The organism is Taklimakanibacter albus (assembly GCF_016595235.1).
Lineage (GTDB): Bacteria > Pseudomonadota > Alphaproteobacteria > Rhizobiales > Aestuariivirgaceae > Taklimakanibacter > Taklimakanibacter albus.
In genome coordinates this window covers 637,540-663,079 of sequence record NZ_JAENHL010000004.1, presented here as the reverse complement: position 1 = coordinate 663,079, position 25,540 = coordinate 637,540, and the positions used below count along the sequence as shown (strand labels likewise).

At 62.8% G+C, this 25,540-nt stretch carries 25 protein-coding genes, 1 tRNA gene and 1 pseudogene; 17 read left to right on the top strand and 10 right to left on the bottom strand.

Annotation, left to right across the window (positions count from 1 at the left end; translation table 11 throughout):
• From JHL16_RS04520 to JHL16_RS04510, 3 genes and pseudogenes are all read right to left on the bottom strand, one after another.
• Nucleotides 1–801 (bottom strand): annotated as a pseudogene (locus tag JHL16_RS04520) (hypothetical protein); the annotation flags it as partial.
• 315 nt (nt 802–1,116) lie between these two features.
• Nucleotides 1,117–1,193: transfer RNA gene (locus tag JHL16_RS04515), tRNA-Leu, on the bottom strand.
• A gap of 750 nt (nt 1,194–1,943) precedes the next feature.
• On the bottom strand, nt 1,944–2,132 hold the full coding sequence (locus tag JHL16_RS04510) for a hypothetical protein (RefSeq protein ID WP_200183678.1): 189 nt from the start codon (nt 2,130–2,132) through the stop codon (nt 1,944–1,946).
• Between the two features lie 397 nt (nt 2,133–2,529).
• Between JHL16_RS04510 and JHL16_RS04505 the strand changes: the two genes are divergently transcribed.
• From JHL16_RS04505 to JHL16_RS04475, 7 genes are all read left to right on the top strand, one after another.
• On the top strand, nt 2,530–3,111 hold the full coding sequence (locus JHL16_RS04505) for a TetR/AcrR family transcriptional regulator (protein ID WP_200183677.1): 582 nt from the start codon (nt 2,530–2,532) through the stop codon (nt 3,109–3,111).
• 130 nt (nt 3,112–3,241) lie between these two features.
• Nucleotides 3,242–4,183: a penicillin-insensitive murein endopeptidase gene (gene mepA / locus JHL16_RS04500; RefSeq protein WP_246770797.1), complete on the top strand. Its 942-nt coding sequence runs from the start codon at nt 3,242–3,244 to the stop codon at nt 4,181–4,183.
• An 81-nt stretch (nt 4,184–4,264) separates the two neighbouring features.
• Nucleotides 4,265–5,134, top strand: coding sequence for a metal ABC transporter solute-binding protein, Zn/Mn family (locus JHL16_RS04495; RefSeq protein ID WP_200183676.1), 870 nt, complete (start codon nt 4,265–4,267; stop codon nt 5,132–5,134).
• The gene (locus JHL16_RS04490; protein ID WP_200183675.1) at nt 5,131–5,940 is read left to right on the top strand and encodes a metal ABC transporter ATP-binding protein; all 810 of its coding nucleotides are present in this window, start codon (nt 5,131–5,133) and stop codon (nt 5,938–5,940) included. The genes JHL16_RS04495 and JHL16_RS04490 overlap by 4 nt, the downstream gene beginning before the upstream one ends.
• Nucleotides 5,927–6,724: a metal ABC transporter permease gene (locus tag JHL16_RS04485; protein ID WP_200183674.1), complete on the top strand. Its 798-nt coding sequence runs from the start codon at nt 5,927–5,929 to the stop codon at nt 6,722–6,724. Before JHL16_RS04490 ends, JHL16_RS04485 begins: the two co-directional genes overlap by 14 nt.
• Nucleotides 6,725–6,728: 4 nt before the next feature.
• Nucleotides 6,729–7,322, top strand: coding sequence for a HupE/UreJ family protein (locus JHL16_RS04480; RefSeq protein ID WP_200183673.1), 594 nt, complete (start codon nt 6,729–6,731; stop codon nt 7,320–7,322).
• A 15-nt stretch (nt 7,323–7,337) separates the two neighbouring features.
• Nucleotides 7,338–8,042, top strand: coding sequence for a hypothetical protein (locus JHL16_RS04475; protein WP_200183672.1), 705 nt, complete (start codon nt 7,338–7,340; stop codon nt 8,040–8,042).
• Between the two features lie 12 nt (nt 8,043–8,054).
• Here JHL16_RS04475 and JHL16_RS04470 read toward each other — a convergent pair whose 3' ends face one another.
• The 4 genes from JHL16_RS04470 to JHL16_RS04455 form a co-directional block, all read right to left on the bottom strand.
• Entirely contained in the window at nt 8,055–9,026 is a 972-nt protein-coding gene (locus tag JHL16_RS04470; RefSeq protein WP_200183671.1) for a hydroxyacid dehydrogenase, read from the bottom strand.
• Nucleotides 9,027–9,312: 286 nt separating this feature from the next.
• Entirely contained in the window at nt 9,313–10,050 is a 738-nt protein-coding gene (locus JHL16_RS04465) for a FadR/GntR family transcriptional regulator (protein WP_210345940.1), read from the bottom strand.
• The gene (locus JHL16_RS04460; RefSeq protein ID WP_200183670.1) at nt 10,047–11,219 is read right to left on the bottom strand and encodes a mandelate racemase/muconate lactonizing enzyme family protein; all 1,173 of its coding nucleotides are present in this window, start codon (nt 11,217–11,219) and stop codon (nt 10,047–10,049) included. Before JHL16_RS04460 ends, JHL16_RS04465 begins: the two co-directional genes overlap by 4 nt.
• 55 nt (nt 11,220–11,274) lie before the next feature.
• Nucleotides 11,275–12,162: a sugar phosphate isomerase/epimerase family protein gene (locus tag JHL16_RS04455; protein ID WP_200183669.1), complete on the bottom strand. Its 888-nt coding sequence runs from the start codon at nt 12,160–12,162 to the stop codon at nt 11,275–11,277.
• Nucleotides 12,163–12,438: 276 nt separating this feature from the next.
• Here JHL16_RS04455 and JHL16_RS04450 point away from each other — a divergent pair, with 276 nt between their 5' ends.
• The 7 genes from JHL16_RS04450 (at nt 12,439) to JHL16_RS04420 (ending at nt 19,738) form a co-directional block, all read left to right on the top strand.
• The gene (locus JHL16_RS04450) at nt 12,439–13,533 is read left to right on the top strand and encodes an ABC transporter ATP-binding protein (RefSeq protein WP_348647167.1); all 1,095 of its coding nucleotides are present in this window, start codon (nt 12,439–12,441) and stop codon (nt 13,531–13,533) included.
• A 100-nt stretch (nt 13,534–13,633) separates the two neighbouring features.
• Nucleotides 13,634–15,070: an ABC transporter substrate-binding protein gene (locus tag JHL16_RS04445; RefSeq protein WP_200183667.1), complete on the top strand. Its 1,437-nt coding sequence runs from the start codon at nt 13,634–13,636 to the stop codon at nt 15,068–15,070.
• A 173-nt stretch (nt 15,071–15,243) separates the two neighbouring features.
• Nucleotides 15,244–16,305: a carbohydrate ABC transporter permease gene (locus JHL16_RS04440; protein WP_200183666.1), complete on the top strand. Its 1,062-nt coding sequence runs from the start codon at nt 15,244–15,246 to the stop codon at nt 16,303–16,305.
• Nucleotides 16,306–16,308: 3 nt separating this feature from the next.
• A complete protein-coding gene (locus JHL16_RS04435; protein WP_200183665.1) occupies nt 16,309–17,253 on the top strand; it encodes a carbohydrate ABC transporter permease in 945 nt (314 codons plus the stop codon).
• Between the two features lies 1 nt (nt 17,254).
• Nucleotides 17,255–18,343, top strand: a complete 1,089-nt coding sequence (locus JHL16_RS04430; protein ID WP_200183664.1) for an ABC transporter ATP-binding protein — start codon at nt 17,255–17,257, stop codon at nt 18,341–18,343.
• Entirely contained in the window at nt 18,340–18,777 is a 438-nt protein-coding gene (locus tag JHL16_RS04425; protein ID WP_200183663.1) for a hypothetical protein, read from the top strand. Before JHL16_RS04430 ends, JHL16_RS04425 begins: the two co-directional genes overlap by 4 nt.
• Before the next feature lie 16 nt (nt 18,778–18,793).
• Nucleotides 18,794–19,738 (top strand): carbohydrate kinase family protein, encoded by a 945-nt coding sequence (locus tag JHL16_RS04420; RefSeq protein WP_200183662.1) that lies wholly within the window; start codon nt 18,794–18,796, stop codon nt 19,736–19,738.
• A gap of 32 nt (nt 19,739–19,770) precedes the next feature.
• On the opposite strand, the gene JHL16_RS04415 is transcribed toward JHL16_RS04420, so the two are convergent.
• Nucleotides 19,771–20,523 carry a DJ-1/PfpI family protein gene (locus tag JHL16_RS04415; RefSeq protein WP_200183661.1) on the bottom strand — a complete coding sequence of 251 codons (753 nt, stop codon included), beginning with the start codon at nt 20,521–20,523 and terminating at the stop codon, nt 19,771–19,773.
• Between the two features lie 133 nt (nt 20,524–20,656).
• Between JHL16_RS04415 and JHL16_RS04410 the strand changes: the two genes are divergently transcribed.
• On the top strand, nt 20,657–21,406 hold the full coding sequence (locus JHL16_RS04410; protein WP_200183660.1) for an SDR family NAD(P)-dependent oxidoreductase: 750 nt from the start codon (nt 20,657–20,659) through the stop codon (nt 21,404–21,406).
• On the opposite strand, the gene JHL16_RS04405 is transcribed toward JHL16_RS04410, so the two are convergent.
• Nucleotides 21,403–22,203, bottom strand: a complete 801-nt coding sequence (locus tag JHL16_RS04405; RefSeq protein ID WP_200183659.1) for a shikimate dehydrogenase family protein — start codon at nt 22,201–22,203, stop codon at nt 21,403–21,405. The genes JHL16_RS04410 and JHL16_RS04405 overlap by 4 nt on opposite strands.
• Nucleotides 22,204–22,300: 97 nt before the next feature.
• Here JHL16_RS04405 and JHL16_RS04400 point away from each other — a divergent pair, with 97 nt between their 5' ends.
• Complete coding sequence (locus JHL16_RS04400) at nt 22,301–23,011, top strand: TetR/AcrR family transcriptional regulator (protein WP_200183658.1); 711 nt, start codon at nt 22,301–22,303, stop codon at nt 23,009–23,011.
• Here the strand turns inward: JHL16_RS04400 and JHL16_RS04395 are convergent.
• A complete protein-coding gene (locus JHL16_RS04395; RefSeq protein WP_200183657.1) occupies nt 22,989–23,363 on the bottom strand; it encodes a hypothetical protein in 375 nt (124 codons plus the stop codon). The genes JHL16_RS04400 and JHL16_RS04395 overlap by 23 nt on opposite strands.
• Nucleotides 23,364–23,451: 88 nt before the next feature.
• Here JHL16_RS04395 and JHL16_RS04390 point away from each other — a divergent pair, with 88 nt between their 5' ends.
• Nucleotides 23,452–25,539 (top strand): oxidoreductase, encoded by a 2,088-nt coding sequence (locus tag JHL16_RS04390; RefSeq protein WP_200183656.1) that lies wholly within the window; start codon nt 23,452–23,454, stop codon nt 25,537–25,539.
• Nucleotide 25,540 lies beyond the last annotated feature (1 nt).

Here is a 25,540-nt window from a genome sequence, read left to right as displayed (position 1 = left end):
GCCGAAGCCGCCCTCGCGGCCGACGCCGTCCGCGCCGCCGCCGCCGACATCGCCGCCGGCGCCGCCGCGAAGGACGGCACCGCCGGCGCCGCCGCCACCACCGTTCGCCCCACCAGATCCGGCGCCGACATTCCCTCCCCCGGGTTGGCCGGTAACGATGCCGGCCATGCCGGCCTGGGCGTTTGCGCCACCGTTGGCGCCGCTGCCGACCCCACCGCCGCCTTGGCTGCCATTGCCGCCGAGACCGCCGCCGCCGCCGCCGCTGACGTTGGCGGCGGGAGAGCCGGCACCGCCGTCTCCCCCTATGGCGCTGTTGGCGTTGAAGCTGACATTGCTGACCGTGACCGCGGCCCCAGCATTGACGAACAGCGCCCCACCGAGGCCGGCGCCGCCGCCACCACCGGCGAGCTGACCGACGGACGGACCGTCGGGGCCGTCGCCGCCCTTGGCCTGTGTCCCGGTGATGGTGAGGTTCTCGATGCTCACCGCGCCGGAATAAACGAACAGCCCGCGATGCGTGCCGCCGCCCGAGAGCGTGTTGCCGCCGCCGTTGAAGGTCATGCCGGTCGCCTGCACCGCCGGCAGGTCGGCGCTCAGGGTGACGTTCGCCTGGAGATTGATGACGGTGTCGGGATTACCGTTGGCGAAGGTGATGGCGTCTCGCAGCTCGGCTTCGGACGTCACGCTGCAGGGCGATTGCGCGCAGGCGAGCGCCTCGCCGCTGAAGACGAGGCCTGCGCCGCCCAGCGCCATCCCCGCCAGCAGCGCGTGGCGCCAGCCCCGCGAAAGATGCCGAGACAAGACCATAGATTGCGCTTGCGCCGTCAAGGCGCTGCGGGAATGTGCCACCGTCTCTCCTCCGGTATTCTTCCGGGCGAATTTACCGGAGTGGTTTCAGCAGCATAGGTGCCGGACACGAAATGAGACGGCAGGTCAAAAGAATGAGACGCCTTGCAAACTCCAGGTGGCAAGGGCGCGCTGCTACCTGCGCGATTGGGACGGCGGGTGCGATCTCGATATCGAAGGACGCGCGGCCGAGCTCCAGGTCGGCGACGTTTGCGTTCCGGACATGACGCACCGTAGCGCGTTGCGCAGTTCGAATATCGTCCGGTGAATTGGTGCGCCGAGCAGGATTCGAACCCGCACTGAACTGCTTCTAAGGCAGTCGCCTCCTACCGTTGGGCTACCGGCGCTTGAGTAAAGGAAAATCGAACGCCCGCAACGCGGGCGCCCAAAAGTGACAAACGGCCGACGGCTCCATTCCATGCTTGCGGCATGGATGGTCCGTTGTCCGGAACGCAGCCCGTCATCGGGCATGGTGTCGCCGGCCAATAGATGGATGTTCACAATGTCAAAGAGCAGGGCCATTGCTGACCGGAAGGCACGTCTAGAAAATACGTTCGCAGTATTTCCTGTTGTACAAGAAACACACGATCGCTGACGCATGCGAGAATTCGCGTGCGCTGCTTCATGGCCGAGACCATGAAGGACGATGACATCAACGGCTCAAGAGAACCTGACACCGATGAGTAGGGGATGATTTGAGTCTATTGGGCCATCTGTGGTCCCTCTGCCTGGTGGCGGAGGGAATGGCCCTGCCGCCGGTTTAGTCGAGATTTCCGGGACGTTGTCCGGTCGGATGCGTGAGGAGGTAATCCCCTGAAATCACGCACATAAACGAGCGTTCGCATTTGCCCTGCCGTTCTAATGGCAGCGCATTGGCGGCGCTCAGCGCGATTATCATATGTGATGCCTTGCGGGTCATCGGCGGATTAAACTCGTCCTAGTACAGATCAATTACAGGCGATCGTATCTCACGACTCAGCTTCGCGCGCAACCGTTTTTCGGGCGCGCGCGTGAAAAATCACGGTGATGTCGCATTTCGACCACAGAGGCGGCGTGACCGCGGCGGCGCTCAAGATGACCTTCGCCGGCGGCGCCGCTCAGCGACGGCTGAGCCTGGTGACCGTCGCTTCGGCGGCGCGGCGGAAACGATCGCCCAGGCCCTCGGCCGCTTCATATTGGAGTGCGGACTCGGCGCCCTCGCTGATCAGGATCAACAGCTCCGCCGCGATGTCGGGCTCGGACAGGCGGGCGCGCCGGCAAAGCCCGACCATCTCGTCGTCATCCATTCTCGCCGGCTCATGATCGCGAGCGTGGCCACCGCCCGCGCCGATCCGCTCGGCCGTTTGATCGATCCAGGCCTGGAGCTGCGCCCTGGGATCACCCGGGTGCAAAACTTCCAGCGCATTCGCAAACCGGGCAGGGGGCCCGGCCAATCCTCCCGAAAAGCAACCGGCCGTCTTGTCGTGAAAAGGAAGTTCCTGTGTCATGGCCGCTCTCATATTTCTCAGTTGAACCTGCTCTCCTGCCGCAGGGGGGAGCTTTGCTTCAGTTACAATAGCTCAGTGCGGCGCACAGTAATGGCAGGAGCCTCACACCCTTGTTCTCGAATCCGCTTTAGCGTAAGAGGAGGGTGTCTCCGGATAATATACGGAGGTAGTCTCCGTTTAGCAAGGGGTTTGTGATATGGACAATGGCGGCCCTGCCGCGACCCGCAAGCCCCGGGCAGATGCGGTGCGCAACCGTCTGCGGCTGCTGGCGACGGCCAAGGCCGTTTTCGCGGCGAAGGGATCGGAAGCCAGCCTGGACGAGATCGCGCAGATCGCCGGCGTCGGGGCAGGCACCCTCTACCGCCATTTTCCTTCCCGTGACGCGCTGGTCACGGCCGTCTTCCGCAATGAAACCGAGCAGCTGGTTGCGGCCGCGGATGACTTCGCGCGGGGACGTCCGCCCCTCGAGGCCTTCCGGGCATGGCTGCTCATGTTCTTCGACTTCGTCGCCACCAAACACAGCATGATGGAATTGCTCAATTCGATCCTCGGCGGGACGGATGAACTCAAGACGGAGACGATGACTCAGATTGACGGGGCGGTCGCCAAACTCGTCCAAGGCGCGATCGCCAGTGGGGCTATCCGCCCCGATGTCGAACCCAAGGACCTGATGCTGGCATTGGCCGGCGCCGCAAAGTTCAGCCCGGCATCCGATCGGGAGCAGACGGCGAAGCGGCTGGTCGACATTCTGATCGCCGGTATTCAAGCCAAGGCATGAGGCGCCGACTCCATCACATGACAACAGTTTAATACGTCTCGGACTTGGCGAGAGCCGGTGTTGGGGGTAGGGCTCAAAGCGATCACTTCATCGACTCACGGATGGATTGGGGGATCCGCATTTGCGGAAGATGACAGCAGGCGCCTCGGGACGATTTCCAGCCTTTGCTCTCGCAAGCTGGTGTCTTCTGGCCATCGTGGCGAACCCCGTAGCGGTGCTCGGCGAGAATGCGCGCATGACGGGCGCCGCCAGTCCGATCATGAAGAAGCCGGCCAAGCAGGTCTTCGGCGCCATCAAGGCGCCGATCAGCATGAAGGCGCGGGCGATCGGCTCCTATGCGCGGGGATGTCTCCTCGGCGCTCAGGCCCTGCCGGTGAACGGCGCAAGCTGGCAGGTGATGCGCACGTCGCGCAACCGCAATTGGGCGCATCCGGCGATGATATCCCTGATCGAGAAGCTTGCGACCGACGCGAAGGACTATGACGGGTGGAACGGCCTGCTCGTCGGCGACGTCGCGCAGCCGCGCGGCGGGCCGATGCTGAACGGACATGCGAGCCACCAGATGGGCCTCGATGCCGACATCTGGCTCACACCGATGCCCGATTACGCGCTCACGCCTGAGGAACGCGAAACGATGATCCCGCGCGAGATGGTCAAGGACCGCCATACTCTCGATACATCGGCATGGACGGAAGCGCAGGCCCGCCTCATCAAACGCGCCGCGTCTTATCCGCAAGTGGCGCGCATCTTCGTCAATCCGCCGATCAAGGCAGAGCTGTGCAAATGGGCGACGGGCGACAAATCGTGGCTGGCCAAGGTGCGTCCCTATTACGGCCATACCTATCATTTCCATGTCCGGATCGTCTGTCCGAAGGGCTCGCCCGACTGCAAGAACCAGGCGCCGGCGGCGCCCCAGGACGGCACCGGCTGCGGCCAGGAACTCGCCTACTGGATGGGCGACAAGCCCTGGTACTGGATAGAGCATCCCGACCGTCAGAATCCCAATCCGCCGCCGCCCCCGCCGCTGTCGAGCCTGCCGCCCGAATGCCAGCGCATCGCGATCGCGCCATAAGTTTTTCCGAAGTCGGCAATTTGTAATGTTATAATATTACATTCTTGTGATAGCGTGCCGACCTCATCTCAGGAGGTTGGCATGAAATATGTGGTCTCGCTGCTTTTCCTATCCCTGACCGCGGCGTCTCCGGCCGTCGCGGCCGGACCGATCAAGATCGTGGCCGCCGAGAATTTCTATGGCGATGTGGCGCGGCAGATCGGCGGTGATGCCGTCGAGGTGGTCAGCATCCTGAACAACCCCGATCAGGATCCGCATCTGTTCGAAGCGAGCCCCTCCGTCGCCCGGGCGATTTCCGATGCACGCATCGTGATCGCCAATGGCGTCGATTACGATCCGTGGATCGGCACGCTTTTGAGCGCCTCACCATCGAGCGCGCGAAAGCTGATCGTCGTCGGCGATCTGGCGGGCAAGAAGACGGGCGACAATCCGCATCTCTGGTACGATCCGCGGAATGTACTCGCCATGGCGCGGCAATTGAGCTCCGTCCTCGCCGAGGAGGATGCCGCCAACATATCCGTCTATGCGCGGCGCCTCGCGGATTTCGAGGCGAGCCTGCAACCGGTCAGCGACCGGATCGCAGAAGTCAGGGGGCACTATGCCGGCACGCCGGTCGCGGCCACCGAGCCGGTGTTCGGCTATATGTTCGATGCCTTAGGACTGGAGGTGAAGGAAACCTCCTTCCAGAATTCCGTCATGAACGACACGGAGCCCAGTGCGTCCGACGTCGCCGCCTTCGAGAATGATCTCAAGACCCATAAGATCAAGCTGCTGGTCTACAACAGCCAGGCGACCGATCCGGCGGCGGAGCGGCTGAAGTCGCTGGCGGAACAAGCGGGAATACCCGTCGTCGGCGCCACCGAGACGCAGCCTGATGGTAAAAGCTATCAGTCATGGATGATGAGCGGGGTGGCCGAGGTCGGCAAGGCGTTCGGCATGCCGACGCAATGACGGCGGTCAAATTCGACAATGTGACCTTGGCGATCGCCGGACGGAACATCCTGTCCGGCGTTTCTCTCGCGATTGAAGCGCAGGAGTTCGTCGGGCTGCTCGGGCCCAATGGCGCCGGCAAGACGACATTGCTGCGCGCCATCATGGGGCTTGTTCCCGCCGCCTCGGGGCGCATCTCGGTGTTCGGCGATGCGGCGGCGCGCGGCAATCCCGCCATCGGCTACATGCCGCAGCTGCGCGGCAATACCGACGCGCTCCGCCTCAACGGGCGGGATTTCGTGGCGTCCGTCGTCAATGGCCACCGGCTGGGCCTGCCGATCCTCAGCCGCGCGGCGCGCGCCGATGTCGAGCGCGTGCTCGATCTCGTCGAAGCGCAGGATCTCGCCAAACGACCGCTCCTGGAAATGTCAGGCGGTGAGCGGCAAAGGCTCCTGCTGGCGCAGGCCTTGATCGGGTCGCCGCGCCTGTTGCTGCTCGATGAGCCGCTGATCAGCCTCGACCCGAAACGACAGCGGGCCGTGGTCGCCCTGGTGAAACGCGTTCAGTCGGCCTTGGCGATTCCGGTCGTGTTCAGCTCCCACGAGCTCAATCCGTTGCTCGGTACGCTCGACAAGGTGATGTATCTGGGCAACGGTCATGCCGCGATCGGCAGCGTGAGCGAGGTGGTCACCGGCCCGGTTCTGTCCAGGCTCTATGGGGCGCCGATCACTGTCGTTTGTCTCGGGGGCAAAATTTTTGTGCTCTCTGGCGAGTATGAGGTCGAAGGCGACGCCCACCGGCACGAGCACGATCATGCTGCAGTATGAATTCATGCGGACGGCCTTCATCGCCGCCGCGATCGTGGCGGTCGTCGCCGGATGTGTCGGCTATTTCCTGGTTCTGCGCGGGCAGACCTTCGCCGGCCACGCACTCGCGCATGTCGGCTTCACGGGGGCCACCGGCGCCGTCCTGATCGGCGCGTCGCCGCTGGCGGGACTTGTCCTGCTGACCGTCGCCGCCGGCCTCGGCATGGGGTTTCTCGGCGACCGGCTCGCCAACCGGGACGTCGCCATCGGCCTCGTCCTGGCGCTCGCGCTTGGTCTTGGTCTCCTGTTCCTGCATTTCTTCACCGGCTTTGCGACCCAGGCGACGAGCCTCCTGTTCGGCAATGTCCTCGCGGTCAATAAATCGACGGTGTGGGTGCTCCTGGCATTGGGCGTGTTTTGTCTTGGCGTTCTCGGCGTCATCTCACGACCTTTGCTGTTCGCCAGTCTCCAGCCGGAACTCGCCGATGCAAAAGGCGTGCGCCTGCGCCTGCTTTCAGCGGTGTTCCTGGCGATCGTCGCCCTGGCGACAGCGGAATGTGCGCAAGTGGTCGGCGTGCTGCTGGTCTTCGCCCTCATGGTCGGTCCGGCCGCGACGGCCCAGCGCCTCACTACGAAGATCACGGCGGGACTGCTCCTGTCGGCCGCGCTCGCGCTCATCGAAGCATGGTCGGGTCTCGCGCTCGCCTACTATACGGATTGGCCGACGAGCTTCTGGATCACCGCCGTCAGCGCCACCTTCTATCTCGCTTCGGTGTCTCCGGTTTCGCGATTGGTGGAGAGGTGATCGGATGAGGAGCAGGACCCGTACCGCGCTTCGTATCGCCGTCGTTGCAGTCGGTTTCTGGAATGCGACCGGCGCCGCTCATGCCCATCTCATTCAAAGCGGCGCCGGAGGTCTCAGCAGCGGTTTCGCTCACCCGCTCACCGGGCCGGATCATTTTCTCGCCATGTTCGCGGTCGGACTCTGGGGCGCCCAGATGGGCGGCCGAACGGTCTGGACGCTGCCGGTCACCTTTCCGCTCATCATGGTGGTCGGCGGCATCATCGGCATTGCCGGCCTGCCGCTGCCCGGAACGGAGATCGGAATAGCGCTCTCCATCATCGCCCTCGGCGCCGCGATCGCGGCGCGATGGAAGCCGCCCGAATGGGTGGCGCTGCTGCTCATTTCTGTCTTTGCGATATGTCATGGCTATGCGCATGGAAGCGAATTGCCCGCCACGGCCGACCCGGCCGATTTTGCGATCGGCTTCGTCATCGCGACCGGCATGATCCACCTTTTCGGCATCGCGGTGGGACTGGTGCTGCAGAAACCTTATGGCGGCCGCCTCTGCCGCGCGCTCGGCGGTCTTGTCGCCGCCGCCGGTTTCTATTTTCTCGTATAGGCGATGGCACCCGTCATGAAACGATGGGCCGGGCCGGTGCTGGCACTGCCCGGGCTGTTGGCCATAGCGGCGCTTGCGGTGCAGGATCCCGGCGCGCGCGGCATGTTCGCCGGGTGGGTGCTGACCAGCGCGCTTTCGCCTGAACGAGTTGTTCCTTTGCTCGGCCTCGGTGTCGCTCTCGCGCTGCTCGACCGGCGGCGATCCTGGAGCGCGCTTGCGATAGTCGTCGCCGGCGCGGTGATCGGTTTCAAGATCAGGCCCTGGTTCATGGCCGCCCTGGATGGTGTGCCGCAGGCCGCCGCGCATCTGTTTCTGACCGGCCCGATATCGAATGTCGCCGCGGGACTGCTTCTCCTCGCTCCCCAGGGGGCGCGGAAGTGGCTGTTTGTACCCGTCGCAGGGCTGGCGGGGGCGATGCTTGCCGTCGCCACCGGCCTGACGGACCCGACGGTGAACGGGCTCGTCGTTCCGTGCGCCGGCGTGGCGATCGGCGTGTGGATCGTTGCCGCGGCAGCGCTTGCGGCCGGCGCGGTCGATCATCCCTGGTTCGTGATCGCGGCAAGAATCGCCGGAAGCTGGCTTCTCGCCGCGGGGCTTCTCTATGGGAGCGCCGTGCTCATTCCCCGGCATGCCAATCCGGATCCGCCGGTCCTGCCGCAAGAGGCGCCGTCCAACGGTCTCGGCAAACAGCCGCCCGGTCTCGAGCTGAAAGCGGAATGAGGCGCGTTTCGGTCAGGCGAAGCGCCGCCGGTATTGCGCGACGACCGACGGATTGACGAGGTTGACCGGCAGATCGCCCTTCAGCACGCGCAAGGTCTCTTCGACGGCGCCGACGCCCATGCGCTCCATGCTCTCCTCGGTGATGCCGGCGAGATGCGGGGTGAGGATCACATTGTCGAAGCTGAAAAACGGATGATCGGCGGGGAGCGGCTGCTCGGCGAAGACGTCGATGGCGGCACCGCCCAGATGTCCGCTCTCGAGCGCGGCGACAACATCGTCCTCCACCGTCACGGCGCCGCGCGCGACATTGATGAGGAAAGACCCTTTCGGCATCAGCGCCAGCTCGCGGGCACCGATCGAGCCGCGGGTTTCAGGTGAGAGCGGGCAGGCGAGCACGACATAGTCGCTCTGTTTCAGGAGCTCGTCGCGGGCGACCGCTTCGACACCGTCAGGGAAGCCTTTATTGCGCCGAGTGTGGCCGAGCACGCGCATGCCGAAGCCGCCCATGGCAATGGCGGCGATGGCTTTGCCCAGATGGCCCATGCCGATGATGCCCAGCGTGGCGCCGTCGAGCTCGCGGGCGCTCAGGGAGTGGGCGCGGCCGGCGAGCCAGCCCTTGTGGCGCAGATCACGATCGATGGCGCGGAAACGTCGGGCGAGGGCCAGCGCCACGAATATCACATGCTCGGCGACGGAACGGGCATTGACGCCCGGCACATTGGCGACGAGCACGCCGGCGGCGGTCGCCGCTTCGACCGGGATCATGTCGAGGCCGGCGCCATGACGGATGGCGGCCTTGAGTTTCGGTGCGCCGGCGAAGAGAGCGTCCGGCAGATTGGCGCGCACGATGACGATGTCCGCGGTCTGAGCCTCGCGGGCGAGGGTACCGGGTGTCAGGTCGGAGGCGACGACGAGATCAGCATGGCCGTCGAGCAGGCGGGCGGCATTGGGGTGGAGCGGATGGGTCGAGTAGACGATGGGCATGGTTTATTCCGTTTTCGTCTTCGCAGCGAAAGCCGTTGACATGCGCGCACTTACCCTCGCCCCGCGCAAGCGGGGAGAGGGAGGGGCCCAACGCGCCAGCGTTGGGAGGGTGAGAGGCATCCCTGTTACCTCCTCGTTCTGATCAATGCGGCACTCGCAATAAATTCGTTCATCATTACTGTACCAAGAGATCGGGCGCCCCTCACCCTCCCATTGCTTTGCAATGGGCCCCTCCCTCTCCCCGCTACGCGGGGCGAGGTACATCCAGGGATGACAGTTTGAACCATCAGCTCGAAATATGCCTGAGCCATGCGGCTTCCGGCTGCTGCTTCTCGAGCGTCTGCGGTTTGTCGAGGAGGCCGGTCCAGTAGCTTTCGACGCCCTTCAGATGCGCGTCCATCAGGCCCATGGCCTCGACCGCGTCGCGGCGCGCGATCGCCTCGAAGATGCGGATATGCTCGTTGTGGGATTCGCGGCAGCGGTCGGGGCGCTGGAAATAGATGCGCCGGCGTTCCGCCGTCATCAGATAGAAGATGCGCACGATGCGGTAGAAGATATTGTTCTGCGTGGCGTTGATGATCTCGAGATGGAAGTCGCGGTCCTCGAGGTCGATCGGCTCGCCGGCATCGATGCGTTTCATCGAGGTGGCGAGCACGGCGCGCATGCGGTCGAAATTTTCGAGCGTGGCGCGCTCGCAGGCGAGGCGCACGGCGGTGATCTCATGGATGCGGCGCATCTCGTTTGACTGGCGCACTTCCTCGGCCTGCAGCGGCACGCCGATCTGGGCGAAGAGGGCCAGCGCCTCGACGCTCGCCGTATCATTCGACATATAGATGCCGGACTTGGCCTTGCGGTCGATGACGCGCAAGGCTTCGAGATAGGCCAAAGCCTCGCGGATGAGACCGCGGCCGGCCTTGAACCGTTCGGCCAGCTCACGCTCGGAGGGCACGCGCTCGCCCGGCTCGTATTTGCGCTGCAGGAAAAACAGCGCCAATTCGGAGACGAGGTCGCGGTGCTCGATCATTGCAGTTTCACCGCATGAGAGGCCAGCATGTCCTCGCGCACCGTGATGCCGAGGCCGGGCCGGTCGGGAATGGCGATCATGCCGTCGCTGACGCTCACATCCTCTTCGATGAGATCATGCAGCATCGGATTGGCGCCCAGCGAATATTCGAGAATATAGCTCGACGGGCTGGCGGCGGCGACATGCAGGCCGGCGAAGAAGGCAGGGGCCCCGGCCCACAGATGCGGGGCAAGGCGCAGATTGAAGGAGGCGGCGAGCGCATCGATGCGGCGGGCCTCGGTGATGCCGCCGCAGATCGCGAGATCCGGCTGCAGGATGTCGACGGCGCGCTGGGTGATGAGATCGCGGAAGTCGAAGCGGGTGAACTCGCTCTCGCCGGCGGCGATCGGGATCATCGCCGAGGCGCGCACTTCGGCGATGCCGACCTTGTCGTCGGCGGTGACCGGCTCCTCGAACCAGGCGAGATTGCAGTCGCGGACCAGATGGGCGAAACGTTTGGCCTCGGCGACGGTGAAGGTGCCGTGCGAATCGACCATGATCTCGATGTCGGGCCCGAGTGCCGCGCGTGCCGCCTTGACCCGCTCGGCGCTGACATGCGGCGCGCCGTCCATGGCGCCGACCCGCATCTTCACCGCCTTGAAGCCGCCTTGCTTCACGTAACCTGATAGCTGATCGCCGATCGTCTTCGCATCGGCCCAGCCGCCCGAGGCATAGGCCGGCATGCGTTCGGCCTTGCGGCCGCCGAGCAGGCGCCAGACCGGCACGCCCAAGGACTTGCCGGCGATGTCCCAGAGCGCGATGTCGATGGCGCTGATCGCGGCGATGGTCTGGCCGCGGCGCGCCATGTCGGGCATTGCGTGGCCACGCGTCGTCGCGTGATGAGCGCGCACGCCGTTATAAAGCGAGTCCCAGATGACGGAGATGTCGCGCGCGTCCTTGCCGATCAGGCGCGGCGCGAACTCCTTGTTGATGAGGGTGACGAGGGCGGCATAGGTGCCGGCGCTGCCGGCGGCGTTCTTGCCTTCGCCCCAGCCGGTGATCCCCGCATCGGTGTCGATACGGACGATGGCCGCATCGAATGTCCGGATCTGGCCGAAGTCGCTCTTATGCTGGCGTTCGGCGGCAATGGGGATGGATACCCAGGTGGCTTCGATCCGTTCGATCTTCATTGTGTTCTCCCGGCCAGAACGGGCAGGGCCGTCGGGTGACGGCCCGCCCGGCCGGTCACTTGATCAACGGCAGGATGGTATCGGCCGATTTCTTCACGAGCATCGAATAGAATTCCTCGCTCAGGAGGCTCGAGCCGTGATCCTGAATGAACTTCAATTGCTCGGGCGAAATATCGACCGGGTTCTTTTCGATGGCGTTGGGATATTGCGAGGCCGGCGTGCGGTCGACCGGCGCCACGAATTCGACGGTGAGCGCGCCGTCATAGCCCGCTTCCTTCAGCGTCTGGACGATCTTCTTCCAGTCGAGCGCGCCCTGGCCGGCGGCCATGCGGTTGTTGTCGGCGACATGGAAGTCATAGAGGCGCTTGCCGGCCTTTTTGATCGAGGCATACATGTCGGCATCCTCGATATTGAGATGGAAGGCGTCGATGCAGACGCCGCAATCGGGCGCGATGGCTTCGGCAAGTGCCAACGCCTGATCGGCGCGGTTCAAGAGATAGGTTTCGAAGCGGTTCAGCGGCTCGATGGCGATGCGCACGCCTTTTTTCTTGCCGTGATTGTAGCATTCGGTGACGCCCTCGATGAGCCACTGCCATTCTTCCTCGGGCGTACCGTCGGGATGGATCTTGCCGACGGTGACGGGGACGAGGGTGATGATCTCGCCGTCGAGCTCGTTCACCATGGTGATGACGCTCTTCATGTAATCGATGGTCTTGGCGCGCTGGCCTTCGTCCTTGGAGGCGAGGTTGCGGTCGGCGAGGGTGAGGGTGACCGAACCCCAGCAGCGGATGCCGTATTGCTTCAGCAGCTTGCGGGTGTCGTTGACATTATATTGGGTCGGTTCGCCGGAAATCTCGATGCTCTCATAGCCGAACTTCTTGATGCGGGCCAAAGTCGTCTCGAGCGGCTCGGCGCGCATCCAGTTATGTGTCGAAAGATGCATGTGGTTCCTCCCTGATGTTTCTGGGCCGACCATTTTGGTCCGACCAATTTCTGTTTCTTTACGCATAGAACAGAGAGATTTTCCCCGCAAGAGGCGCAATTCGCACGTGCAGCACCACTTTTGCAATGCAGGTCCAACAGAAAGTCTTGCGCTCGGATCAATTTGGTACTACCAGTTTGATCAAGAATAAAACGCGGAAAATGCGTGTAACCGGGAGGAATAAGCGTCGATGAAGCATCATTGGCTCAGTGCGACACTCTCTTTGTGAGGGGGCACGTGGCATCATCCAATAACAAGCCGTCGGCCGTCAGCCTCGAGAATGTCTCGAAGGCCTATGGCCGCGTGCAGGCCCTGAAGAATTTGAGTTTTTCGGTCGGCGAAGGCCAGTTCTTCGCTTTGTTCGGCCCTAGCTCGGTCGGCAAGACGACCACCTTGCGGATGATCTCCGGCCTGGTGATCCCGGATGACGGGCGCGTGGCGCTGCATGGGGCGGATGTGACCCATGCGCCGATCAAGTCGCGCGGCGTGTCGATGGTGTTCCAGTCCTTTGCGCTTTATCCGCATCTCACCGTCTATGAAAACTTCGCCTATCCGCTGCGCGAGGCGAAGGTCGCCTCGGCCGAAATCGACAAGCGGGTCAAGGAAACCGCCTCGATGCTGAAGCTCGGCCACCGGCTCGAGCGCAAGCCCAACACGCTGTCGGGCGGCGAGCAGCAGCGTGTGGCGCTCGGCCGCTCGCTGATCAGGCGGCCCAATATCCTTTTGCTCGACGAACCTCTGACCAATCTCGACGCCAAATTGCGCCATGACATGCGGGCCGAGCTCAAGCGCCTGCACCGCCAGTTCGGCATGACCATCATCTATGCGACGCCCGACGAGCTCGAAGCGCTGTCGATGGGCGAGGAGATCGCGGTGATGCGCGATGGCGCCGTGGTGCAGAAGGGGACGCCGGACGAGCTCTATGAACGGCCGGTCGATGTCTATGTGGCGGGCAAGATCGGGGCGCCGCATATCAATCTGCTGCAGGCGACCGTCGCCGAGAACGGCCAGAGCCTGAAGACCGGCTTCGGCAGTTTCGCGCTCGACCGCAAGCTCGGCGCCAAAGCGGGCGACAAGGTCTTCATGGGCGTGCGCCCGGCCGATCTCGAAATCGCTTCGGCCTCATCCGCCGATCTTTCCGCGCCGGTGCAACTGCTGGAGCCCCTGGGCGACGTCACCGTCGTTTCGCTCGGCGAAAAGTCCGACAACCTACGCATCGTGCTGCCGGAATCGCGCGCCAGCGAGATCAAGCTCGGCGACCGGCTGCCGATCAAGATCGATACTCACAAGATCCATGTCTTCAGCGCCGCGGATGGTCTCGCTTTGCGATGATACGCCTGCGGCGCGAAGGAAGTTGAAGTGCCTAGACACGTCTTTCCGGAAGGTCGCAACGCCTCTTTCCGGACCATGCTTTAGGGAGGAGAAACAGGACATGAGTTGGCAGTATAAGTTGACGTCCTTCGCAGGCGCGGCCGCGGTCGCGACCATGATGAGTGGCACGTTCCTCACGCCGGCGACGGCTGAGGAAATCGTGCTCAAGATGGCGGTGCCGGACTGGCCGCCGACCCGCATCATGAAGGACATGTTCGACAAGCAATATAAAGCGCCGTCGGGCAACACGGTGAAGCTCGAGATCGACTTCATCCCGTGGCCGGATTTCTACACGCGCGTCAATGCCTCGCTCACCTCGGGCGAGCAGAAATACAATATGGCGGTGTCGGATTCGCAGTGGCTCGGCGCCTTCGTGGAGGGCGGCTATTTCCGCAAGATCAACGACCTGATCGATGCCGATCCGGCGCTGAAGGCGGCGATGGACGACATGCATGAGAACGTGCGCAACGCCTATTCGACCTATCCGCACAAGACGGCCAATTTCTACGGCTTCCCGCAATTCCCCGACGTGCTCGTGACCTTCGCGCGCAAGGACATTCTGTGCAACGAGGAAGAGCAGAAGAACTTCCAGGCGAAGTTCAACAAGAAGCTGCCCTGCACCGGCGAAGAGCTCGACGATCTCGACTGGGAGATGTTCGAGAATATCGGCCAGTTCTTCCAGCGCAAGAAGGGTGAAAACCTCGCCGGCAAGCCGGCCGATGACGATTTCTACGGCATCGCCTATCAGGCCGGCAAAGGCTACGACTTCTCCTCGATGCAGATCAACGGCTTCATCTGGCAGAATGGCGGCAACACCTGGGATGAAACCCAGGCGCCGAAAGGCCAGGCGGAAGGCGTGGTCAACTCGCCGGAAGCGGTCGCCGCTCTCGATCACTATCTGAAGCTCATCCAATATATGCCGCCCGTCGCCAAGACCGGCACGATGGACATCTTCAAGTCCGACGAGCTGTTCCGTGAAGGCAAGGTGGCTCTGAACGTGGACTGGATCGGTCTCGGCGAAGCCTCGCTCAGCCCGGAAACGTCAAAGGTCTCCGACAAGCTGGTCTTCGGCCAGGCGCCGGGCACCCGCGGCGCGGACGGCAAGATGATCCGCTGGAACAATATCGGCGGTCAGCCCTTCGTGCTGATGACCTGGAACACCGACACGCAGAACAAGGAAGCGGTCGATTTCGTCAAGTGGTGGCTGTCGAAGCCGGTGCAGACCGAATATGCTTCGAAGGGTGGCCAGTCGGCGATGAAGTCGGTCTATAGCGATCCGAACTATGTAACCTACCGGCCGTGGAACCGCGCCTGGGCGCCGAGCCTCGACTGGCAGAAGGACGTGTGGCACGTGCCGCAGTTCTTCGAGCTGCTCACCCAGCAGCAGGACCAGTTCGACCTCGCCATCACCGGCAAGCAGGATGCCAAGACGACGCTCGATAATGTGGCGAAGTTCCAGCAGAACCTGCTCACCGAAGCCGGCCTGATCGCGCCGTAACAGACAGAAAGCTGAGGACGCCCGACACAAAGCGGGCGTCCTCTTTGTCTCCGATGATCGTTTGAGGATTTCGTTCTCGTGCCGGAACTCCTGGTGGCCTCCCAATCCAATCTCCGTCATCCCGACGAAAGTCGGGGCCCACTAAATTCGCGCGACACGGGCAGGGCGCTGACATGACGAGCGTTGCTCTTTCGCCGCCGGCGCCCGACTTCAAGACCATTGCGCCCGACAACTGGAAGCTCGCCATCGTCGTCGGCCTCGTCGTGTCGGTCCTCGCCACGCTGATCCTGCCGGCCAACGCCGCGTTCTGGGTGGTCGGCGCCATGGCGGCCATGGTGGCGGCCAGCTTCGTCGTCAATGCCTATCGCCGCCACTATTATGGCGGGCTGCTCGTTTCGCCGGCGATCGCGGTGCTGTTCGTGATGAACATCTTTCCGCTGGTCTGGTCGCTGGGCCTTTCCTTCTTCGCCTATCAGAGCAACCAGCAGAATATCCGCTTCGTGGGCCTCAGGAATTATCAGCAGCTGCTGACCAACGACCTCAAGGCGCCCGAGCTGTGGGCCAATCTCACCAACACCGCGATGTTCGTGGTGCTGACCGTCGCCGCGCAGATGATCGTCGGCTTCCTGCTGGCGGTGCTGTTCGCCAAGCAGTTCCCGTTGCGCAAATACCTGCTTATCCTGGTGCTGACGCCGATGATGCTGTCGGTGGTCGCGGTGGGCGTGTTCTTCTCTTATTATTACGACCCGACCTTCGGGCTCATCAGCCAGGTGATCAAGGCCTGGGGCGGCGAGCAATTCATCCTGATGTCGAACAAGACCGGCGCCGTCGCCGGCATCGTCTTCGCCGATGCCTGGATGTGGTCGCCCTTCGTCATGCTGCTGGTGCTGGCGGGCCTCGTCTCGGTGCCGAAATATCTTTATGAGGCGGCGGCGATCGACCGGGTCTCGGGCTGGCGGCGCTTCTGGACCATCACCTTCCCCTATATTCGCGGCCTTCTGATGCTGGCGCTGCTGTTCCGCACCATCGAGGCCTTCAAGATGGCCGATCTCGTGATCCTGCTGACCAAGGGCGGCAATGACACGATGACCATCTCCTATCACGTCATCCGCATCGCCAATGAGCAGAACAAGACGAGCGAGGGTGCCGCACTCTCCTATCTTCTGCTCTTCGTGGTGATCGTGCTCACCAATCTTTATCTCTACATCGCCAACCGGCGCAGCCAGGGGGCCTGAGCGATGGCCAACACGATATCCATCTGGGAAAGACTGGGCTTCCGCAAGGCGTCGGGTGTGGGCGAGGCGGGCTGGGGCCATACGCTCTTCGCCGCCATCATCAGCCTCATCTACTTTCTGCCCGTCCTGATCATCATCCTGACCTCGTTCAAGCTGCAGACGGAAGCGCTGGCGGTCCCGCCGAAGCTCTTGCCGACAACCTTGTTCGGGCTCATCCCCGAGCAATATGTCTTTTCGCCGACATTGGAGAACTTCACCTCGGTGTTCTCCCGCGCTTATGTCGCAGGTGGTGCTGCGGAGAGCACCGGCTTCGACCGCTTCTTCTTCAACTCGATCTTCATCGCCAGCACCTCGGTGCTGCTCGCCCTCGTGATCGGCACGCTCGCCGCCTATGGCTTCTCGCGGTATCCGCTCAAGGGCAATGACACCTATCTCTTCATCATCCTCACCACCCGCATGCTGCCGGCCATCGTGGTGATCATCCCGGTCATCCTGATGTTCCGCATCTCGGGGCTCGCCGGTTCCTATCTCGGCATCATCTTTCTCTACACCGCTTTCAATCTTCCCTTCACCATCTGGATGATGAAGAGCTTCTTCGATGAATTGTCACCCGATGTCGAGGACGCGGCGCGCCTCGACGGATCGAGCGATGCGAAGGTGTTCTTCAAGATCTGCCTGCCGCAGGTGCTGGCCGGTCTCGCCGCCACCTTCGTCTTCGGCCTCATCCTCACCTGGAACGAGTTCCTGTTCGCGCTGCTGCTCACCGGCGTCGACACCCGCACCGTGCCGGTCGCCATGAACCAGGCGGTTGCCGGCGGCGGCATCGGCGTGCTCTGGGGTCTGCTGGCGGCTATCGAAACCCTGTTCCTGATCCCCGTTTTCCTGGTGACCTTCTTCCTGCAGAACCATCTGCTGCGCGGCGTCACCTTCGGCACCGTGAAGAGATAATATGTCGACCATCGAAGCCCGCAAGATCACCAAGAGGTTCGGCGATTTCGTCGCCGTGAAGGATGCCGATTTGTCGGTCGCTGCCGGCGAAGTCGTCTGTCTCCTGGGGCCCTCGGGCTGCGGCAAGACGACGACGCTACGCATGATCGCCGGGCTCGAACGGGTGACATCGGGCGACATCGTCATCGGCGGCAAGCGCATGAATGATCTGAGCCCGGAGAAGCGCGACATCGCCATGGTGTTCCAGTTCTATGCGCTCTATCCGGCGTTGAGCGTCGGCGAAAATATCGCCATGCCGCTGCATTACGAGAAGATCTCCAAGCCCGACCGCGACAAACGGGTGCGGCGGGTGGCGGAAATCCTGCATCTGACCGAGGTGCTCGACCGCATGCCGGGGCAGGTGTCGGAAGGCGAGAAACAGCGCATCGCCGTTGCCCGCGCCATCGTGCGCGAGCCCAATTGTTTCCTGTTCGACGAGCCTCTGTCGCGCCTCGATGTCGAGCTGCGTCATTCGATGCGCGGCCAGATCAAGGAAGTGCTGTCCAATCTCTCCAAGGCGACGGTGATCGTGACGCATGACCAGCTCGAGGCGCTGACCATGGCGGACCGCATCGCCATCATGCGCGACGGCATCATCGAGCAGATCGGCACCCCGCATCAGGTCTTCGCCAAACCCGCCAATGTCTTCGTGGCGAGCTTCATCGGCACGCCGCAGATGAACCTGGTCAAGGGCAAGCTCGAAAAAGTGAGCGGCGCCAAGGCGACGATCCAGTTCGGCGGCGAAAGAGTGGAACTCGAGGTCAATCCGGCCGTCGGCAGCCTCAAGCCCTCAGAGGTCACGCTCGGTATACGTCCCCGCGCGTTCACACCGGTCAGCGCCGGGGCCAAGGATACGATCCTCGCGACCGCCGAGCTCATCGAGCCGATGGGGGCGGAGACGCTGGTGCATGCGCGCACCCCGGACGAGTCCGACATCCGCGTGGTGGTGCCGCGCGACGTCAAATTCAAGATCGGCGAGAAGCTGCATCTGCGCGCCGATCCCACCCAGACGCATATATTCGGCGAAGACGGAAAGGCGGTGCGGGCATGAGCGAGGGGCCGGCAAAGGGTTTGACGCCGCAGGGCGCGCTCCGCCTCGAAGCTTTCATCATCGGGCTCGGCATATTGGCGCTGCTGCTGATCTTCCAGCCTTTCAGCCTGACGCTTTTCGCCGTGGGCTCCGGTCTCGTGGTGCTGGCCGGCCTCGTCAACAACCTGCTGCCTTTGGCGCGGCCGGGCGTGAGTGTCCGCAGCATCGTCACGGTGGCGCTCGTCGTGGCGATGATCTTCTGCTGCGTGCTGTTGATCTCGATCGCCGCCGCGCATCTCTATGGCGTCTTCTTCCTTAAAGCCCCCGATCCGGCCACCACGGCCGGCAAGGTGCAGCTCGGCACGCCGGCCTTCTATCTGCAGCCCTTAGTCTGGGCGCTCGCCGTCGCGGCTGCCGGATTCGCCGCGGCCGTCACTTATCTTTCCAAGAAATAGACAGAACTTTCTCCCCATGCGCTACGACGTCTCCGTCATCGGCCTCTATATCCTTGACGTGCTGGGCCGGCCCGTCACCCGCATCCCTGAGCGCGGCAATGTCGACTTCATCGAGGAGATCAGGCTCACCGTCGCCGGCACGGCGGGCGGTACCGTCGTCGATACGGCGAAGCTCGGTCTCAGGAGCCTCGCGGTGGGCGCGGTCGGTGATGACGAGAAGGCCGACTGGGTGCTGCTGACGCTCGAGAAGCACGGCATCGACACCTCGGCGATGCAGCGCCTCAAAGGCGTGCCGACCTCGGCGACTATCCTCAATGTCAGGCCCAATGGCGACCGGCCGGCGCTGCATGTGCGCGGCGCCTCCGATTATTTCGACGTGCCGGCCTCGGCCTATGATCAGGTCTTCGATGCGCCGATCATTCATCTGGGTGGCACCGGACTGCTCAAGCGGCTCGATGGGCCGGCGAGCGCGATATTGCTGAAGGAGGCCAAGAAGCGCGGGCGCACCGTTACCTTCGATCTCATCGCGGCATCGCCTGAGACGCTCGGCATCGTCGAGCCGCTGCTGCCCTATATCGATTATTTCATGCCGTCGATCGAGGAGGCGCGCGACATGTCGGGGCAGTCGTCGCCGGATGACTGTGCCAAGTTCTATCTCGACCGGGGCGCTGCTTGTTGCGTCTTCACGCTGGGCGGCGAGGGCGCTTTCTATGCGCATAAGGATGGCACGCGGCTGAAGTCGCCGGCCTATGAGGTCAAGGTGGTGGACACGACGGGTTGCGGCGACGCCTTCGACGCGGGTTTCATCGCGGCGCTCCATCACAAGATGGATGTCGAGACGTCATTGCGGTTCGCTCAGGCCTCGGCGGGGCTCGTGGCGACCGGCCTCGGCTCGGATGCGGGGATCAGATCCTTCGCGGATACGCTGAAGGTGATGAAGGAGTGGAAGATCAAGGGGTAGGGGGAGCTTCCTTCCCCACTACCCTCCGACCACTATTTCACCAGCTGCTTCACCAGTGCCTCGACCATGCGCGGCAGGTCGTAGGGGAAACGCGCGGTGATGAGATTGCCGTCGACCACCACCGGCTCGTCGATGACGGTGGCGCCGGCATTTTCGAGATCGATGTGGATGTTCCAGACGGCGGTGGCTTTCTTGCCTTTCAGCAGCCTGGCGCTGATCAGCACCCAGGGGCCGTGGCAGATGCCGCAGACCGGCTTGCCCGCCTTGTACATCTCCTGCACGAAGGCGATGGCGTTCTTGTCGGCGCGCAGGAAATCCGGATTCCAGCAGCCGCCCGGCAGAATGATGGCATCATAGTCGGACGCCTTCGCGGTCTCGAGATATTGGTCGATCTTGAGCCAGCCGCCATTCTCCATCAGGCGGATCGCCAGCACATGGGTCTCGGCGATGGGCGGCATCTTCACGCCATAGGAGGGCGGCAACGGGCCGGCCTTGGGCGCAACGACATGGACGGTGGCGCCATGCTCGCTCAACCAGCGGTGGGCGCCGAGGATTTCCACCTCTTCCACGCCATTGGTGCAGCAGATGGCGATCTTCTTGCCTTTGAGCAGATTGGGGTTGGACGGCGGGTCGAACAGAAAGCTGTTGAGCTCGCGATTGAGGTCGCCGTCGGCGGTGGCGAGCATCTGAGTCGAGAGCAGCGGCACGCCGGCCGGGCTTTCGAATTGCTGGATGCGGACGACGCCGGCGTCGCCGGCGGGGGCTGGATGGACAGGCTTGTTCATGCGTTTCTCCCAATTGTCATACTTTTCAAGAGTGTCGCATATTCCGAAATGGCGGTCACGCGTTTAATGGCTTGCACTTAAGCCTTTCGCGTGAAATGGTCCGGCCGATTTCGACTTAAGACAGAGGGATAATATGCAGTTTGCCGGAAGGTTCAAAGGACGCGTCGCGGTGGTCACCGGGGGAGCCTCGGGGATCGGCTTCGCCATATCGGAGCGCATTGTCGCGGAGGGCGGTTCGGTCGCGATCTGGGACGTCGATGCGGGGGCCGGAAGCAAGGCCGCGGGCAAGATCGGCGCTCAGGCGTTTGGCGTCGCCGTCGATGTCGCCCGAGAAGAGAGTGTCACGGCCGCGGTCGCCGAGACGGTAAAGAAGTTCGGCCGCATCGACGTGCTGGTGACGAGTGCCGCCATCACCGGTCCCAATGCCACGACCTGGGATTATCCGTCGGACAAATGGCGCCAGGTGATCGACATCAATGTGAACGGCGTCTTCTATTGCTGCCGCACTATCGTGCCGGTGATGCAGAAGAACGACTATGGCCGCATCGTCAATATCGCCTCGATCGCGGGCAAGGAAGGCAATCCGAATGCCTCGGCCTATTCGACCTCCAAGGCGGCGGTCATCGGCCTCACCAAGTCGCTGGGCAAGGAGCTCGCCAAAAGCCGGATCACCGTCAATTGCGTGACGCCGGCAGCGGTCAAGACGCCGATATTCGATCAGATGACGCAGGCCCATATCGACTTCATGCTGTCGAAGATTCCGATGGGGCGTTTCGGTGAGGTCGATGAAGTGGCGAGCCTCGTCACCTTCCTCGCCAGCGAGGAATGCTCATTCTCGACGGGTGCCGTGTTCGACGTGTCGGGCGGACGCGCGACGTATTAAGAGTCGATACCGGCGAGCACGAAGCTGCCGAGCAGCTCGATCTGCGCCTCGAGCATATGGCGGCCGGGATGAATCCGGCAACCATGCCCGGCGGCCACATCGAGGAGCTTCGTCCGTTCCGGCTTCATGATGACCTCGGCCACAGTGGTCCCGGGTCGCAGCAAGGCCGCCGGAACCGGGAGAGGATCGGCTTCCGAGAGGCCGAGACTCGTGGCGTTCACAATGAGGGAAAATTTCTCTGTTGGCGGATCCGCAACGGCCGCGATCGGCAGTTTCGGGAAGTGCGACTGAATTGCCCGAGCGAGCGCATCAGCCTTGGCATGGTTGCGATTGAAGATCGAAAGGGAGGCGACATCAGCGCGAGCGAGGGCGAATCCGATCGCCCGTGCCGCGCCGCCGGCGCCGGCCATAAGAACGTCGTGACCAGCGGGATTGATCCCGGCCGCCCGCAACCCGCCCACAAATCCCGCACCGTCGAAATTTTCGCCAAGCAAGCGGCCGTCTGATAGACGTTTGACGGCATTGACCGCGCCGACCATTGACGCTCCCTCGCCCAACTGATCGCAGAGCAGGGCGAAAGCCTCCTTATGTGGCACGGTCACGACAAGGCCGGTGAGATTCCTGAGCCGGCGCAGGCTTTGAACGAGCGACGCCAGATCGTCCGCCCCCACATGCATAGGGACAAGGATGGCGTCATGGCCGTGGTCCCTGAACCAGGCATTCAGCCGCTGCGGGGTTTGGACATGGGCAATCGGGTCGGCGAGGATGCCAACAAGTGCGGTCTTGCCGGTTATCATCGGGGCCGTGCTGGCCAAGGAGGACGAATGGCTTTTCATGGATTTAGTATAGTGATACGGAGTCGTATGAATACCGATTTACGGCTGGCGAGGCAAAATGCGGGCACGCAGAAGTTCTGGCAGGCAGACGGCAGGAGCGGGAGGCCGTGAAGAAGGGGCTGACCGAACCATCGAGATTCTGGATGCGGCGGCCGACTGCTTCATGGAATCCGGCTTTGATGCGGCGACAATCGATGACATCGCCGATCGTTTGGACTCCACCAAGGGGCTCATCTACTACAAATTCAAATCGAAGATCGATCTCTTCTTCGCCGTCTATCAGAGGGGCATCGAGCTGGCGCGCGACACGGTTCAACCGCATGCGCGCAGCGGCCTGGAGCCGCTCGCCCGACTCAAGGCAATGGCCATTGCGCACACGCTCCTGCTGATGCGAACGCTGTCCTACCACCATGTGATCAAGCAGGCCGTCGATGTACATGTCGACCGGGCGCTCACGCCGCAACAACGCGGTGCCTTGCGGCAGCTGACCAGCCTGCGCGCCGGCTACGAGCGACTGTTTGCTCATGTCATCGAAGAATGCGCGCGGGAGGGGAGCTTGCTCGTCCCCAATCTGGATATATGCACGAAGACCCTCATGGGCGGGTTGGATTCCGTCTCGAACTGGTATCGCCCGAAGGCGAATGAAATGGATGTCGATCGCCTCTTCATCGCGGAGGCGGTCGCCAACCAGGTGATCTTTGGATTGGACTCGAAGGCGGGCCTGCCGAAGAGTGAAGCCGGCTATGTCAGACTTCAGGAAAGCCGTTGAGCGTCCGCCAATTGCCGGGATAGACGGCGAAGAACAGCTCGGCCTTCTCCCCCTCATAAGCGAGGTGGGTCTTCTCAGGCAGCCAGAGGACGTCACCCGGTCCGGCGTCCAAGCTGTTTTCGAGCTGTTCGCCATATCTCAATCTGAAATTGCCGGACAGGACGACCAGAATTTCATCGTAGAGAAGTGTCCACTCGATCGAGCAATTGTCGAATTTGACGAGGCCGCCGCCCAGCGTCGAGCTTTGCTTCACGCCGATCAGGCGGGCCAGCGCGTATTCGCCGTCGGGCGTCGCCGACGGATCCACCGGAACAAAGTCCACTTCCGACCGGCGAAATAGCCTGACGCTCATCGAGATTCCCCTTCAGCGAAATTACATCTTGCAGTATCTTCATACTACCGAGTATGATCTCAGTCAACCTAAGCTGGGAGCCGCGGGAATGGACTTCGACATCACGGTCAAATCCGAGCGCGAAATCGAGCGTGACCCTCGATACGATATATTGTTCGAACCGGTGAAGATCGGCCCGCTGGTGGCCAGGAACCGGTTTTATCAGGTGCCGCACTGCAATGGCGCCGGTTACCGCTATCCCAATACGGTGGCCGGCATGCGCGGCACCAAGGCCGAGGGGGGCTGGGCGGTCGTCTGCACGGAGTTTTGTTCGGTTCACCCCTCAGGTGACCCATCTCCGACGGGCCATGCGCGGCTGTGGAATGACGATGATATCGCCGCCAACGCCTTGATGGTCGATGCGGTTCATAAGCATGGATCGCTGGCCGGGTGCGAAACCGTTTTGACCGGCGCCTATTCTCATAATCGCGACAGCCGCGAGGTGGCCTACAGCCCGTCGCCGCGGCCCTCGCCCTTGGGCGACTTCCCTTCGCATTCCCGCGCCATGTCGAAATCCGACATCAAGGATCTGCGCTTGTGGCACCGGCAGGGTGTGCGCCGGGCCAGGCAGGCCGGTTTCGATCTCGTCTATCTCTATGTCGCTCATGGTGTCAGCATCCTGCACGACTTCCTGTCTCCCCGTATCAACCAGAGAACCGACGAATATGGCGGCAGTCTGGAGAACCGGACTCGGCTCATCCGCGAGATACTCGAGGAAACGCGGGAAGAAATCGGCAGCCAGCGCGCTGTCGCCATCCGGTTTTCCCTGGATGACGCGGTTGCCGATCACGGAATGGGGAGGGAAGAAGCGCGCGACGCCATGGAGCTGCTTGCCGAGCTTCCCGATCTCTGGGACCTCACCGTCGGCTATATCGACTGGCCGACATCGCGCTTCTCCCGGGAAAACTGGATGGAGCCCTGGCTCGAACATGTCAGGAAAGTCTCGACCAAGCCCGTGGTGTCGGTCGGCAGGCTGACCTCGCCCGACACGATGGTGTCGTTGGTCAAGCGCGGCCTAGTCGATTTCATCGGCGCGGCGCGACCCTCGATCGCCGATCCCTTCCTGCCCAACAAAATCAAGGAGGGCAGGCCCGAGGATATTCGCGAGTGCATCGGCTGCAATATCTGCATTGCCAGCCAGTTCATGGTGACCCCGGCGCGCTGCACGCAGAATCCGACCATGATGGAAGAGTGGCGGCGTGGCTGGCATCCGGAAAGACTGAACATCAGCCGGTCGCAGAGCAGAGTTCTGGTCGTGGGGTCTGGACCGGCCGGACTTGAAGCCGCGCACGCTCTCGGCAAACGCGGCTATGCGGTTGCCCTGGCCGAGTCATCGCGCGATCTGGGCGGGCATTTGCTCAAGGTTACCCGGCTGCCGGGGCTCGGTGAGTGGATCAGGGTCCGCGACTACCGGCTGACCCAGCTGAACAAGCTCCCCAATGTGGAGCTTTACCCGGAAAGCGATCTGACGGCCGAGCAGATACTCGAATTCGGCTATGACCATGTCGCGCTGGCCACCGGAGCGCATTGGCGCCATGACGGCGTTGGAAGGAGTCACGCCCGCCCGATTCCGCGCAACGATCACAGTATAGTGCTATCGCCCGATGACGTCATGAATGGTCAGGTCATCGACGGCCCGATCGTCATATTCGACGACGATCATTACTTCATGGGAGGCACGCTGGCGGAGCTCCTGGCGAAGCAGGGGCGCGCCGTCACCCTGGTGACCACGACGGCGCTGGCGTCCAGCTGGACCGTCTACACCGGCGACCAGACCTTCATTCAAGAGCGGTTGTTGAAGCTCGGTGTGACCATCGTCGCGAATACCGACATCGTCGCGGTCGACGGCGGGCATGTGACTTGTGAATGCGTCTTTACCGGTCGGCAAACTCAGATCGAGGCGCGAAGCTTCATCCCCGTGACGTCGCGCATCTGCAATGACCACCTTTATCACGACCTTGCCGGGCCAGAAGATGTATTGCCGGCCGGCTTGAAGTCACTGGTCCGGATCGGCGATTGCCTTTCGCCCGCGACCATCGCGCAGTCGATCTATTCCGGCCACAAATATGCCCGTCAGCTCGAGGAGAACCCTGACAGCATTGTGGCGAGGCGCGAGCTGCAGATGATCGATGGCTGAG

Coding starts and splice junctions, on each gene's coding strand:
- JHL16_RS04510 (WP_200183678.1), bottom strand. CDS start 2,132: ATGGATGACGACGAGATGGTCGGGCTTTGCCGGCGCGCCCGCCTGTCC.
- JHL16_RS04505 (WP_200183677.1), top strand. CDS start 2,530: ATGGACAATGGCGGCCCTGCCGCGACCCGCAAGCCCCGGGCAGATGCG.
- mepA (WP_246770797.1), top strand. CDS start 3,242: ATGACAGCAGGCGCCTCGGGACGATTTCCAGCCTTTGCTCTCGCAAGC.
- JHL16_RS04495 (WP_200183676.1), top strand. CDS start 4,265: ATGAAATATGTGGTCTCGCTGCTTTTCCTATCCCTGACCGCGGCGTCT.
- JHL16_RS04490 (WP_200183675.1), top strand. CDS start 5,131: ATGACGGCGGTCAAATTCGACAATGTGACCTTGGCGATCGCCGGACGG.
- JHL16_RS04485 (WP_200183674.1), top strand. CDS start 5,927: ATGCTGCAGTATGAATTCATGCGGACGGCCTTCATCGCCGCCGCGATC.
- JHL16_RS04480 (WP_200183673.1), top strand. CDS start 6,729: ATGAGGAGCAGGACCCGTACCGCGCTTCGTATCGCCGTCGTTGCAGTC.
- JHL16_RS04475 (WP_200183672.1), top strand. CDS start 7,338: ATGAAACGATGGGCCGGGCCGGTGCTGGCACTGCCCGGGCTGTTGGCC.
- JHL16_RS04470 (WP_200183671.1), bottom strand. CDS start 9,026: ATGCCCATCGTCTACTCGACCCATCCGCTCCACCCCAATGCCGCCCGC.
- JHL16_RS04465 (WP_210345940.1), bottom strand. CDS start 10,050: ATGATCGAGCACCGCGACCTCGTCTCCGAATTGGCGCTGTTTTTCCTG.
- JHL16_RS04460 (WP_200183670.1), bottom strand. CDS start 11,219: ATGAAGATCGAACGGATCGAAGCCACCTGGGTATCCATCCCCATTGCC.
- JHL16_RS04455 (WP_200183669.1), bottom strand. CDS start 12,162: ATGCATCTTTCGACACATAACTGGATGCGCGCCGAGCCGCTCGAGACG.
- JHL16_RS04445 (WP_200183667.1), top strand. CDS start 13,634: ATGAGTTGGCAGTATAAGTTGACGTCCTTCGCAGGCGCGGCCGCGGTC.
- JHL16_RS04440 (WP_200183666.1), top strand. CDS start 15,244: ATGACGAGCGTTGCTCTTTCGCCGCCGGCGCCCGACTTCAAGACCATT.
- JHL16_RS04435 (WP_200183665.1), top strand. CDS start 16,309: ATGGCCAACACGATATCCATCTGGGAAAGACTGGGCTTCCGCAAGGCG.
- JHL16_RS04430 (WP_200183664.1), top strand. CDS start 17,255: ATGTCGACCATCGAAGCCCGCAAGATCACCAAGAGGTTCGGCGATTTC.
- JHL16_RS04425 (WP_200183663.1), top strand. CDS start 18,340: ATGAGCGAGGGGCCGGCAAAGGGTTTGACGCCGCAGGGCGCGCTCCGC.
- JHL16_RS04420 (WP_200183662.1), top strand. CDS start 18,794: ATGCGCTACGACGTCTCCGTCATCGGCCTCTATATCCTTGACGTGCTG.
- JHL16_RS04415 (WP_200183661.1), bottom strand. CDS start 20,523: ATGAACAAGCCTGTCCATCCAGCCCCCGCCGGCGACGCCGGCGTCGTC.
- JHL16_RS04410 (WP_200183660.1), top strand. CDS start 20,657: ATGCAGTTTGCCGGAAGGTTCAAAGGACGCGTCGCGGTGGTCACCGGG.
- JHL16_RS04405 (WP_200183659.1), bottom strand. CDS start 22,203: ATGATAACCGGCAAGACCGCACTTGTTGGCATCCTCGCCGACCCGATT.
- JHL16_RS04400 (WP_200183658.1), top strand. CDS start 22,301: ATGCGGGCACGCAGAAGTTCTGGCAGGCAGACGGCAGGAGCGGGAGGC.
- JHL16_RS04395 (WP_200183657.1), bottom strand. CDS start 23,363: ATGAGCGTCAGGCTATTTCGCCGGTCGGAAGTGGACTTTGTTCCGGTG.
- JHL16_RS04390 (WP_200183656.1), top strand. CDS start 23,452: ATGGACTTCGACATCACGGTCAAATCCGAGCGCGAAATCGAGCGTGAC.